Source organism: Cytophaga sp. (genome assembly GCF_051961495.1).
Taxonomy (GTDB): domain Bacteria; phylum Bacteroidota; class Bacteroidia; order Cytophagales; family Cytophagaceae; genus Cytophaga.
The window spans coordinates 1-12,979 of record NZ_JBQCDF010000244.1; the positions used below are offsets into that span (position 1 = coordinate 1).

Annotated in this window: 10 protein-coding genes and 1 pseudogene; 2 read left to right on the forward strand and 9 right to left on the reverse strand. The window is 39.4% G+C overall.

What is annotated here, in order from left to right:
- The first annotated feature begins 137 nt into the window (after nt 1-137).
- On the forward strand, nt 138-1,415 hold the full coding sequence (locus ACTHJT_RS13335; RefSeq protein ID WP_440238972.1) for an MFS transporter: 1,278 nt from the start codon (nt 138-140) through the stop codon (nt 1,413-1,415).
- 121 nt (nt 1,416-1,536) lie between these two features.
- Nucleotides 1,537-1,701: a hypothetical protein gene (locus tag ACTHJT_RS13340; RefSeq protein ID WP_440238974.1), complete on the forward strand. Its 165-nt coding sequence runs from the start codon at nt 1,537-1,539 to the stop codon at nt 1,699-1,701.
- Nucleotides 1,702-1,786: 85 nt separating this feature from the next.
- Here ACTHJT_RS13340 and ACTHJT_RS13345 read toward each other — a convergent pair whose 3' ends face one another.
- The 9 genes and pseudogenes from ACTHJT_RS13345 to ACTHJT_RS13385 form a co-directional block, all read right to left on the reverse strand.
- Nucleotides 1,787-7,165, reverse strand: a complete 5,379-nt coding sequence (locus ACTHJT_RS13345) for a glycoside hydrolase family 9 protein (protein WP_440238976.1) — start codon at nt 7,163-7,165, stop codon at nt 1,787-1,789.
- A 141-nt stretch (nt 7,166-7,306) separates the two neighbouring features.
- Nucleotides 7,307-7,756: a cold-shock protein gene (locus tag ACTHJT_RS13350; RefSeq protein ID WP_440238978.1), complete on the reverse strand. Its 450-nt coding sequence runs from the start codon at nt 7,754-7,756 to the stop codon at nt 7,307-7,309.
- A gap of 218 nt (nt 7,757-7,974) precedes the next feature.
- Entirely contained in the window at nt 7,975-8,682 is a 708-nt protein-coding gene (locus ACTHJT_RS13355; protein ID WP_440238980.1) for a class I SAM-dependent methyltransferase, read from the reverse strand.
- Between the two features lie 14 nt (nt 8,683-8,696).
- Entirely contained in the window at nt 8,697-9,749 is a 1,053-nt protein-coding gene (locus tag ACTHJT_RS13360; RefSeq protein WP_440238982.1) for a porin, read from the reverse strand.
- A 104-nt stretch (nt 9,750-9,853) separates the two neighbouring features.
- Nucleotides 9,854-10,927: a PAS domain-containing sensor histidine kinase gene (locus ACTHJT_RS13365; protein WP_440238984.1), complete on the reverse strand. Its 1,074-nt coding sequence runs from the start codon at nt 10,925-10,927 to the stop codon at nt 9,854-9,856.
- A 58-nt stretch (nt 10,928-10,985) separates the two neighbouring features.
- Nucleotides 10,986-11,195 carry a hypothetical protein gene (locus ACTHJT_RS13370; protein ID WP_440238986.1) on the reverse strand — a complete coding sequence of 70 codons (210 nt, stop codon included), beginning with the start codon at nt 11,193-11,195 and terminating at the stop codon, nt 10,986-10,988.
- Nucleotides 11,196-11,333: 138 nt separating this feature from the next.
- Nucleotides 11,334-11,909 carry a hypothetical protein gene (locus ACTHJT_RS13375; RefSeq protein WP_440238988.1) on the reverse strand — a complete coding sequence of 192 codons (576 nt, stop codon included), beginning with the start codon at nt 11,907-11,909 and terminating at the stop codon, nt 11,334-11,336.
- A 240-nt stretch (nt 11,910-12,149) separates the two neighbouring features.
- Entirely contained in the window at nt 12,150-12,473 is a 324-nt protein-coding gene (locus tag ACTHJT_RS13380) for a hypothetical protein (protein WP_440238991.1), read from the reverse strand.
- Nucleotides 12,474-12,660: 187 nt separating this feature from the next.
- Nucleotides 12,661-12,979, reverse strand: a pseudogene (locus ACTHJT_RS13385) (hypothetical protein); the annotation flags it as partial.

Sequence of the window (12,979 nt, forward strand, 5' to 3'; positions counted from 1 at the left end):
CCTGAGATTCAAGTAGAAATTAAAGAGAATAAGATCTTTGTTCCAATGAATGCTTACGGATTTGTTCTGTTTGAATTGATCTATTCCTAAGGCGTTCAACAAAGGACAATAAAAACATCGGTTATAAATAATATTAGATGAAAGAATTAACGCTTCAGATTAGTAAAAAACAAAGACTGATCCTGATTTTTGTGATGGCTGTGCTCTTCTTTATGTGGGGCTTATTAACCAACCTGAACTTATTCTTATACCAGCATTTCAAGGTGGTGTTCGGATTGTCCTATTCAGTTTCTACTTTAATCAATTTAACATTCTTTTGTACCTATCTGATTGTATCCCTCCAGGCAGGAAGCATGATTCAGCGGGTTGGATATAAAAAAGGTATATTAATAGGCTGGTTGCTGGCTTGTGCCGGCTGTTTTCTGTTTTTGTTATCTGTAAAATACAAATTGTATTATATGTTTTTGATCGCCTTGTTTTGCATGGCATCAAGTATTACCATTCTGCAGGTAGGGGCAAACTTATATGTTGTTTTATTAGGCGGCGTTGAACGTGCAGCAAGCAGACTGGTATTTGTACAGGCATTTAACTCACTGGGTACAGTAATTGGTCCGATTGTATCAATGGAAATCTTAAGCCGTCACATTGATTTTAATTATGATCTTTCTTATGAATATTTACAGACCTTGCCTTTATTGGATAAAATAACACTTGAGTCTATTTATATCGGATATCTGTATCAAATCTTTGGAATTGCAATGGTCGTGTTCGCCATTTTTTTAATGCTGATCTATCTTCCTGAATTGAATACACGCCTATTAGAGCCGTTGAATAAAGTGACGTCAAAACGTAAGAGACACGTGATGCACTTCTCGCAGCTTCGTTTGGGGGCATTTGCTATATTTGCCTACGTGGGTGCTGAGGTTGCCCTGGCAAATTACCTGGAAGATTTTTCACCGGCACTGGCAGAAAAATATTGGCAGCTGGCAATGCTTGGCCGCTTTTTAGGAGCATTGATCTTGTTGTATATCCCAACGAACAAAGCATTGGGTACGGTTGCTGCAATCTCTTCTGTATTGATTTTGATTGTGGTATTGCTTCCCCAGGATTACTCAGAGTATAATTTCTACATCATCATGTCTATTGGTTTATTTAACTCCATTATGTTTCCCAGTATTTTTACTTTAGGCGTAAATGGTTTGGGTAAATTTTCTTTAGATGGTTCTGCTGTTTTAATTATGTTTATTGTTGGCGGAGCAGTCATTCCTTTTAACGTGCGTAATTTCGCTGATGTGAATTACGATTATGCATTAATTATTGTATTTGCCTGCTATCTGTATATCTCTGTATATGGTTTCAGGCTATCGAAATACTTGCGGCGCAATGACCTGAAGGATGATGAAATTTTAGCTTAGTGCATTTAAATACTCATATTAAAAAAGCCTCTTCCAAATCAGGATGAGGCTTTTTTATTGGTATTGAGATAATGGCGACGGCTCTGTTTTATTTGTTGTATTAAGCATTGAGTTGAAGTCTATGATTGACTTTTTCTGCACGAATAACTTCATGGGCTCAACCGTGAGGGCTACTTCGATTAATAAACTCATATTGAAGGATGATACCATGTTTCTGTACATGATGAAACGATCACAATCCCTGTGGCTCAATAACCTGAAAGACGATGATGTTTTAGCTTACTAATTTCAACTGCTTCATATAATAAAAAGGTCTCCTGCCAATTTGGAAGGAGACCTTTTTATTTGTATCAGAGAATTGACTGCTTTGTTTATAGCTTTATTAAGCGGTGTACCGATGTCTGTTGATTAACTTTTATCTGTATTATATAAACACCTGCGCTTAAACCTGTACCGATTGTGATGTTTTCATCCGATTGGCAGGTTAGGCTTTGAAGGATAAGACCGCTTACATCTATTATCGAAATCTCTACCGCACTTGCAGATTGTGTTTTAATTTTCACAATACTACAAGATGTTGAGGGGTTGGGATAAATGGAGATTGTCGCGGTAGCCTCTTCTGCATTAATATCAGTTGTAGTAGATATTGTAACATCTTTGCTAACGGCCGTTCCTGAACCAAATTCGTTTGTTTCCTGGACAGAAACCGTTCCACCGGTGCTGCCAAAAGATACAATGATTGTATTGGTTCCTTGTCCGCTGATAATTGTAGCTCCTGCCGGAACCGTCCATGTATAAGTAGAACCGTTGTTGTTTGAAACAGAATATGTAACATTTTGTTGGTTGGCCGTTACTGTGGTCGGTCCTGTAATAGCGGAAGTGATTGGTAGCAAGCAAGGACTTGTTCCGATAGGAAGAACTGTTACCGTTTGAGAGCTGGATGCTCCGCTGCCGCATGTATTCGTCGGAGCAACTTGTATCGTTCCGCTCTGGGTGCTGAATGTAACGGTGATGCTGTTTGTATTATTTCCCTGGGTGATAGTCGCTGTAGCTGGAATTTCCCAAACATAACCTGTAGCATTTTCGACTGTAGCAATAGAGTAGGTAATACCAGAACTGTTTGCACATGTAGATGTACTGCCCGAAATAGCTCCTGCAGCACCTGGAGGTGTAGTCAGTGTTATTGTTTTGGTGCCGGCTGTTGAGGTTCCACAGCTATTGGAAGGAATAACCTGAATTGTGCCGCCGGTAGAACCTAATGTTATCGTAATGGAATTCGTATTGGTTCCTCCGGTAATAACAGCACCAGTTGGTAATGACCATGCATAGTCTGTTGCCGCTGCAATAGCAGGAATTGAATAATTGATTCCTGCCACCCCTGTACATGGTGTTGCAGGGCCTGATATTGCGCCTGCGGCAGCAGGGATGGTGTTTAAGGTAATGGAGGTTGAACTTGCAGGACCGTTTCCACATGTATTTACAGGAGTTACCTGTATCATACCGCCTGTCGTTGCAAAGTTAACTGTAATAGATCTTGTATTCGCCCCTGTTGTAATAGTCGCGCCTGTCGGTAAATTCCAGTTGTAGCCTGTTGCTGTGGCAATTGCCGGGATGGAGTATGTTACTCCTGTAGTATTTACACAGGCTTCTGTAAGACCAGTGATTGTCCCTGCAGCCGTAGGGACATTATTTAAAGTAATCGTTTTACTTTTCGAAGCTCCGTTCCCGCAAGCATTTACGGGAGTTACCTGGATAGCACCTCCTGTCGTTGCAAAGCTGACTGTAATTGATTGTGTGTTTGCGCCAGCTGTAATGGATGCTCCTGTTGGTAGTATCCAGTCATAACTGGTAGCTGTTGCAACAGCAGGAATAGAGTAGGTCACACCGGTGGCATTTACACAGTTCGCAGCATTCCCGGTAATGGTACCGGCTGCTGTCGGCACGGTGTTTAATGTAATTGTTTTTGAACTTGGAGCACCGTTTCCGCATGTATTGCCAGGCGTAACCTGGATGGTGCCGCCGGTCGTTGCAAAAGAAACAGTAATTGAATTGGTATTTGCTCCGCTTGTAATGGTAGCACCTGTCGGTAATGTCCAGTTGTAGCTTGCAGCCGCGGCAATTGCAGGAATAGAATAGGATACACCGGTAGCATTCTGGCAGCTTGTTGCAACACCGGTTATTGTTCCGGCATCAGCAGGGATATCATTCAATGTAATTGTTTTTGAACCTGGTGTTCCGTTGCCGCAGGTATTTACAGGTGTAACCTGGATATTGCCGCCAGTAGTTGCAAAGGTTACAGTGATTGAGTTTGTTGTTGCTCCGGCTGTAATGGATGCTCCGGCAGGTAAAGTCCAGTCGTAGCTGCTCGCTGTTGCAATGGCAGGTATTGAATAGGTTACCCCCGTTGCATTTTTACAGCTTGTAATTAAACCTGTTATGGTACCCGCAGCAGCTGGCACGGAGTTCAATGTAATTGTTTTTGAACTTGGAGTTGCGTTACCACATGTATTTGAAGGTGTAACCTGAATATCTCCGGATGTACTGCCGAAAGTAACAGTAATAGCATTTGAATTTGCACCTGCCGTAATTGTTGTACCAGCAGGAACTGTCCAACTGTAGTTGGTTGCCGTAGTAATAGCCGGGATCGAATACGTTATTCCGGCTGCGTTTTTACAGCTGGTGGCTGCACCTGTTATGGTACCGGCAGCAGTTGGAACGTTGTTAATCGTAATTGTTTTTGTACTTGGAGTTCCGTTTCCGCATGTATTAACGGGGGTAACCTGGATATCTCCGGTTGTAGTGCCAACGGTTACCGTGATCGCATTTGAGTTTGCACCTGCAGTAATTGTACTGCCCGCTGGAAGGGTCCAGTTATAACTTGTAGCTGTAGTAATAGCAGGAATTGAATATGTGATTCCGGTAGCATTTGCACAAACGCTTGTGTTGCCTGTAATCGTTCCTGCAGCGGTTGGTTTGGAGTTTACAGTTACAGCAAGTGTCGCTGCTGTACCGTTACCGCAACTGTTGGATGGTGTAACCTGAATCGTACCCGATGTTGTTCCGTATGTGGTAGTGATTGAGTTTGTCAGATCGTCGGCAGTAATTGCTGCGCCGGCAGGTAGAACCCAGCTATAGCTGGTAGCCGTTGCAATTGCAGGAATGGAGTATGTAACACCACCTGTTGATGCGCAAACAGTATTGGAACCTGTTATAGGACCGGCAGCCGTTGGTACAGTGTTTACTACAATAGTTGATGTCTTGGTGAAATTACCATCAGGACCCGTTACCGTCAGGGTAATTGTTTTTGTGCCGCCTGTAGACCAGGAAACCGAATGCGGACCTGCAGTTGCTGCTGTAGCGATTGATGCACCTGAACCAAAATTCCAGGAGTAAGCAGTAATATTTCCTGTAGATGTATTGGTAATTGTAGCAGCAACACCTGAACAAATAGAAGATGGGGCAGTAAAGTTGGCTGCTGTAACAACGGGTGGGGTTGTGTTGGCCACATCAATAGCAGATACTGCAAGGATAAACCATGCATCGTGAGGAAGCCACTGTTCGATCCATCTCCAGTTCTGCCAGTCGCTGGAAGCATATGGCATCCAGTCGATATTGGTTTCTTCCATATCTTTCGCGGTGATACCATTACAGATTCCACCGGTTACGTTTGGTATGGCTGAAGCAACCGGATAATTCTGGTAGGTAGTAGTACCTGCGCCTGTCATCATACATACGTCAAACGGGTTTTTACCGAGTACCCAGTCGAGTTGGGCTATACCATAAGTACTTAATGTATCTGTGCCAAGCATAAATTGGGCGTTCAATTTTCTTCCGGCCATAATTAATGCTGTTGACATAGAAGCCAGACGGGCATTTTCTCCTTGCCACCAATATTCAGTTTCATTGTTGTGGGGAAGAAAGAAAGCTTTTCTGGCAGCGCCCAGTGTGCCGCTTGAGTATGGTTTCCCATATTCGCGGATGTAATTGAACGGGTTATTTACTTCTTTTGAGATACTCATGTACCAGGTAATATTTTTATTAATCACCTGAGTAATGGAAGCATTTTTGGATGCATCGATATCCATGTATTCCATGAGCGAAACTAATGGCAAACCTTCATCCGCAGCGTGGAAGAATGGTCTGTTGCCTGCAACATCTGAGCGGAACCAGCCTTGGGGATCAAGCATACTGATGATCTTGTCTGCATAGGCCGAAGCATCGGTAAGGTAGGCAGCATTGTTGGTTGCTTTATAAAGTTCTACTGTTGCCAGTAATCCGCAATAGAAATCAATGATGTTTTCTGTATGGTCATTGCAATACTCCAGGTTTTTGGTTGCATAGCCTGTGCCCGGAGCTTTTAGATTATTATATAAGCGGATAGCGCCATTCAGATATTGTGTTTTGGTGCTATCTCCATTCAGATTCATTCTGTATGCTCTGGAAAGTGCTGCTATGGCCATCCCTGCGCCTTCGCGCATAGCAGCCTGGTAATTCGCTGTCCGTGCTCCGTCATTACCTGTCCCTGCTTGTCCCCACTCGCAGATTTCTCTGGAAGAAGGATTATTTCCCCAGTCATCAAAAATTGCCAGGTATAAATAATTCTGCTGCTTGTCGATGTTTCTAAGTAAATAATCTGCTCCCCATTTAGATTCATTTAACAGATCCGTTGACTTGGCAGTGAATGAAGCCGTTGACATTTCATAGGATTTCAAAAGGGACCAGACGACAAAAGGAATTTGTTGCGGGTTGAAATAGTTTGCATAGGAAAGGTGTGACATGTGTTTGCCCGGGTCACCGGTTGCATCTCTCCAGCCTCCGTAAACATTAACCTGATCGTTACGGGGGCCGTAAAAGGAAAGTGTTTTATCTGCATTATTTGTCGAACGCATGCCTTTGAAAAAATCAACAACAGAAAAGGCAGTTTTTGAAAACAGAATATTCTGTCCGATTTCAAATGGATAAGAAACTTTTGTACCTACACGGATTTTGTATATACCTGCAGTTTGAAAATTACTGAAATTTAATTCCCAGAAGTATCTGTTAGTCCAGCCTGTAACTGCTCCTTTTGAAACAATATTGCCTGTATATACAACAGCGTTTGTTGATGAAAGGATGTCAAATGTGGTTGCAGCAAGGCTGTTGGCGCTATTTGTGAAGATGGCTGTTTTTGTACCATTCAATTCATAACCAACCTGGTTTAAAACAATATTGCCTGGCGTGCTAACAATAGGATCTCCAACCGTAACATCATCAAATGTTACGGCAGAGCTGTAGGATGTTCCCCCCGGATTAAAGAAAAAAACTATTTTTGAAATTTTGGTCTTGTCTACTGTTGCACCTCCTGAAGCTGTAAATTTATTCGTAAAGTCAAGGGTTACAAGAGTGAGGGAACTATTGATGGCTACAGACTTGGTCACGGGACTGTTGTTTGTTGCCTTGCCTGTATTATCTACAAGGTCTACACGCAGGGTAAAGGCAGCACTGTTTTTAATTTTTAATGATACCGTTGGATTTGCGCTAATGTCAATAGCGTTAAAACTGTATTCAAAGTTTTCCCAGCCCGGCCCCACTGTTGAAGGCGTAATAAGTAACTGGCCGCTGCTTTCATTGAATACAAACTTTCCTGTCGGAACACTTTTCCAGTTTGGATCAAGCGTGTTGTCATTAAAGTTTTCCAGCATTCCTGTTTGGGCATGAACAGAGAATACACATAGCAAGATTGAAAGGAGGGTATAGAATACTTTTTTCATGTAATGGGGGAATTATTGAAAGTATAAATATACGATAAAAAAATTGGATTATTTAGTGTTGTGTTTTAAATTCACAAGAACAGGCATAAAAAAAGGTTTTCGTAGAACGAAAACCTTTTTTTATGGAATATCGGACAGATTTTACTTTGATAATTTTACCGCTATAGCATTTGGCCCTTTGGGACCCATTTCAATTTCAAAGGTTACTTTATTGTTTTCTTTAATGGTATCAACCAGGCCATTTACGTGAACAAAGATGCTTTCCTGTGTATCTGAATCTTTGATAAAGCCATATCCTTTAGACTCATTAAAAAATGTTACAATACCTCTGTGCAGGCTGTCAATAGGAGCGGATTGAATATGCTTGGGGATGGCAATCTGAATATCTTCTTCTTTAATCTCAATTTTTTTCGTCGGATCAGGAGGAGTGGATGTGATATTTCCATATTCATCAACATAAGCCAACATGTCTTCAAAGTTGCTGGAAGCATTTGCCTTGCGTTCTTCCTTACGTTGTTCTTTATCCTGTTTCTTTTTTGCTTTTTTCTTCTCAGCTTCTTTCTTGTTCCAGGTATCCTGTGATTTACTCATAATGCAGTGTTTTTCTTGTAGGTCAAATAGGAATTGTAATTGCGGGTATAATTTGAATTGGAAGAAAGAGCACCACCACTTCTGATTATATCATTAATTCACTGCAATGTACGATAAATTCGTCTAACTTTTAAATGAATTTATCGTTAGCATTGAAGGAAAGATTAAATATGCAGCAATAGTATTTTCCGAAGATTTTGCGAAATTATTTGGAAGGTTTAAATATTTTTCAGACAAATGATATAATCTGAATCCGTTCCTTCTATCAGATCCGCTACCTGGAGGCCGGCTTTCTCTGCATAATCAGATAATAAATCCGATGAGATATATAGCCATGGAAACCAATTTCCTGTTTGATCCTTGTAGCTCATACGATATTGCATTTCACCATAATAGCTGCCATTCAAATCAATATTTACCGAACCGTCTTCTTCTTCAAACATGTAGAGTATATCTGCCGACTCGCCGATAATCATACCACCTGGTTTAAGCAACAGTTTACAATGTTTTAAAAAATGATCGAGATGATCGAGCGTGCCGGCAATCCCAAATCCATTCATTAATAAAAGTATTGTGTCAAATTTTTCAGTATCGGTATAGGTAAAAAAATCCTGATGAACAACCTGTATGACACCTTGCTTTTTCATGGCCTCACAGCATTTCTCTGAAAGGTCAAGAGCTACAACATCTTTATTAAGCTGTTGTAGTGCCAGTGTATGTATACCAGAGCCTGCACCTACATCCAGAATCCTTCCCCGGGCTAAAGACAAAGCACGTTGTTCTTTTGCCGGCATCCATTCAAATGAACGGAAAAGATACTCAACAGGAATTTCTTCGTTCTCAAAAAGATTTGACTCTACTTCAATAAATGGGCGATGCGTATTTGAAAGATAGTCAGAAATCGCCGTGCCTAAAGGGTCTGCCATAAGGTGTCTTTAAATTAGAATGAAATTGCCAACATGGTTGTAAAGAAATAATTTTCATTACTGGCTTTATCCTGTAAGGTAAATATTTTGTCTTTGCTTTGAAATGTTCTTGCTTCAATTCTCCATAGCGCATGTTCATTAATCCGTACATCTGCATTTAAAGAATAACCGGCTGTCTGGAATCCGTTAGGTGTATTTGTGGCGATTATGACATTGTATCTGTCACTGTAATACTCTGTACGGGCAGCCAGAGAGATTTTTGGCGATATTTTATATTGCAGCATCAGATAAGGAGTGTACCATACGTTATACTGACTGCTTCCCGTTTGCTTTTGTTCGAATCCGATATCAAATCCTCCCAATAATCCACAGCGATCGCTTAATGCAAATGATCCATAGAGGTTATGAAAATACCTCATTTGTTTGATTGTATCAGGTTTGTCGTTTCCTATGAACGAGCTGCTGTTGAGCTTGATTTTTTTATTTGGTGTATAAGTCAGCTGATGGCCACAGGCAAGGGTATTGTTTCCATCCGGTCGTTGGATATGTTGCCAGCCATTCAAAACCAATCCGCTTAAATACCATTTCGAATTATCAGATGTATAGGATAGCTTTAAACCTGTTTCATAGTAAGGTGAATTGTCTGCAGCCATGCTCCGCGTAAGATTCCAGCAATCTTTTCCAATGGCGCTTTCTGCGCCGATATGAGAGTCAAATACACCAGCGTCAATCCACAAGTTTTTATTCTTAAGAATTTTTACTCCTGCATTGGCCTGGTAGATCATTTTTAATGCACCTGGTTCTGTTGCAAGATTGATGTTTGCATATGTACCAGTCATTAGTGCAAGATTGGCGCGAACAGATTCTGTTTCGTATGCAGCTTTTATATAACCTATATTGATGTTTATTTCATTGTGCCTGTTGTATGCGATAGTAAATGGCGGACGAATATGATTGGCAGGTTTGTCCATATCATAACAATAATATACTTCCAGGTAGCCGCTTACTTGTAAAGACTTTTTAAGTGTGTCTTGCTGTGCATTCAGGTTATATGAAATGCTTATCAAAAGAAAAAGGATGCTTAGTTTTCGGGGAAATATTTTTAACATGTTTCAGACACTGATATTTTCGATAGAAACGGTCACTGGAAGAAAGATGCAATATACAGTATTTAATCTACGAATGTGATGGTAAAGGTTGTGCCTTTGCCCACTTCACTTTCAAGAGTTATGTTGCCGCCCAGGTTTTTTATATGTGTATATACTAAATACAAACCAATGCCATTGCTGTCTGAATGTGAATGAAATTTTTGATGAAGGCCGAAAATTTTATTTTTTATTTTTTCAAGGTTGAAACCTTGCCCATTATCGGAAATCAGTAATTGTTTTTCTCCATTAAGGATTTGTGTACGCAGCACAAGGTGTGGAGTCGTACCCACATTGACGTATTTAATCGCATTGGTGATAAGATTTAACAAAATGCTATCCAGATACGCTTTATTGAACGATATTTTATCAAAAGCAGAAAAATCGCTTTCAATAGAACTATTGGTATCAACGATCAGGTTATGGATGGATTGGCTTACACGTTCTAAAGCCGCAGCTATGCTAACTGTTTCAATCGACAGGTTCGAAATGCTATCCTGCGTTAATTTGGTAATATATGAGTCTACTGTTGATTTTAACTGAATGCCAGAATGTTTTAGCAGATCAATCAGCTCAATTGTAGAGTTATCGTTTATTTTAGACCTATCGATAAAATTGATAAGAGAGAGAATATTATTTATCGGTGGGCGCAGATCGTGTGAAATGGTAAAAGTTAAATTTTTGAAATTTTTATTCATTTCAGTTAAACCGGATACAAGCAAATTTCTGTCTTCTTCTTTATTTTTTAAGTGTGTGACATTTTTTGCGATTGCATAAACCAATTGCTCGCTTTGATAGGGCATAGAGGTCCAGGATAACCAGACAATCTCACCGCTTTTGGTAATGTATCTGTTCTCGAAATTTAACAGAGGTTTATTTTTATGAATATTCTGCCTGTGTTCAGAAGTAATCGTTCTGTCATCCGGATGAATGAACTCGTTGATTGGCCTGGAATAAAGTTCTTCTTCAGAATAGCCCAATGTTTTTATTACAGCAGGATTAACTTTTTTTAAATAGCCGTCATAACCAGCAATGAAATGCAGATCCAAAGATAATTCAAAGAATAAATCTGTATTATAAGAATCTGTATGTGACGGCATTTATTTCTTCTTTAGGGGAGCGTTAATCAATAGTTAGAATCTGAATCAATCAGGATAACTATTTTTTATGGCTCGCAATATGATTATTCAATAAGTTTTTCAAATCCTCTAAATAATCTGAAAAGACTTTTGTGCTCATAGTAGGGTGGGCAACTATCGGAATGGTGATGGGATTTTCGTCAAGATACTGATACAACTCGGGATAATCTTTTTCGATTTTGTAGGTGAGATCAGTTATTTCTTTAAGTAATTCCTGTGTTTTTTTCATAGATAGCTGATTTTTGATTCGATCAAGTTAAATCAATTTTCAAGTATCTACAAATCTTAATTAAAATACTTTCAGGTAGTTAAGTGTTAAATAGCCTGGTAAAGGGGAAAAAACTGCTGAAATGCAGGCTGGCAGGGCTTACGGTAATGAGGTAGCATGGGCAATTTTATCCGTAGATGTTAATTGCTTTTCATCATAATAAAATACCTGGCCGCTTTCTACCAGATGTTTAAAATCCTTACGAAGTTTTTTTGATTGGCTTTTAGTGATGCCATCTTTAATGTTATACTCAACTTTATTTTTTCTATCTGAAAAAGTAATAAACTCTATGTTACCATTTCGGTCACTAATGACTTTAAAAGTTTGTATTGCTTTACCTTGTTTGTTACATGCGATTACTGTCTGCGTTTTTTCTAATGGGCTTATAAGAATAGCCTTGCTTATGTTATTGTTATATTCAAGCACATGCAGCAAAGAATCCAGTTGATTACGGGTTATTGTATTACAGGTTGAATAGGTCGAAGATGAAATACATTGAATATTATTTTTTTTTATACAGGTATTTACCTGGCTCAAATTATCAAATTTATTGAACCCTATGGTGTCTGTCGCATTTGTTACTGCAACCGGACATTGCTTTTGCTGTGCCGCCGTTTCAGATCGTATACAGCTGTTTGTTATGAAATCAAGCATAACAGCTATGAACAGCAACATAAAAGTTTTATGAGAAAATTTCATAGGAACAGAATTAGTTAATTGGAATGAGGTTACAGGCATAGTGAAATTATATATATAGTATTCCATGCTATTAATGTTATTGAAGAATACGCTACCAGATGCCACAGAATTGAATAAGCCTTTTTCAATGCCGGGTTCATTTCTTTTTTTAGTACAGGTGGTTTCATACGTGTACATCATTTGAGTTGCTTTGTCTGAATGCTGTGAGAGTATATATTAAAATAGTTCATCACCCTGATTTTCTTCCAGGTCGTTGTGATTATCTCCACCAATGCTGTAATAATTATTTTCCTCATCCTCATTGCCGATTGCTTCCTGTTCATCATCCATTTCCGCACCTGGCACATCAAGCGCTGTATTGCCATATTCATTATCAGGTAATATAGATTTCTTTTTCCTTGCTGAGATTTCGGGATCCGCTTCATCAATGCGATCGTACTTGTTGTATATGTCATCCCGTGCCGGATATTTTGGATAGCCGGGAAATTTTTCATCGACAATTTCGTCGGGTTTTTCAGAAGTTTTTTTCTTGGTTTTCATGGCCGGTAATCTTTTGTTAAGCCAAATTTCCTATAAATTTGACCCACTAGCTTTGCAGTATTTTGAAAATAGATTACATCATTCACACCATAAGAAAAAAGCTGTATTGTGCATGGTACAATACAGCTTTTGATATCTTTTTTATTATTGGTTGAGCCAATTAGTGGTATTGTAAGATAAAATAAGTTTAATCAGAAGATGTGTTGAAGTTCTTGTCAAGAATGATACGGATATCTTCTCTTTTGAGATTGTTTCCATCATATAGAATTTCGCTGATCTTCTTTACAATGGAATCGAGTTCGTTTGATGAATTGATAAGATCCGTTAGGAGTTTTTGTTCTGTGGGTAATGTAATCTCCTGGCTTATTAAATATGCCAGGCCCATAATTCTTGATAACGGTGCTCTTAACACATGAGAATTGATGAACGCATATTCGGATAATTGTTCATTTTGGGTTTCTAATTCCTGTGTTCTTTTTTTAACGGCTGTTTCAAGAGATTCGTTC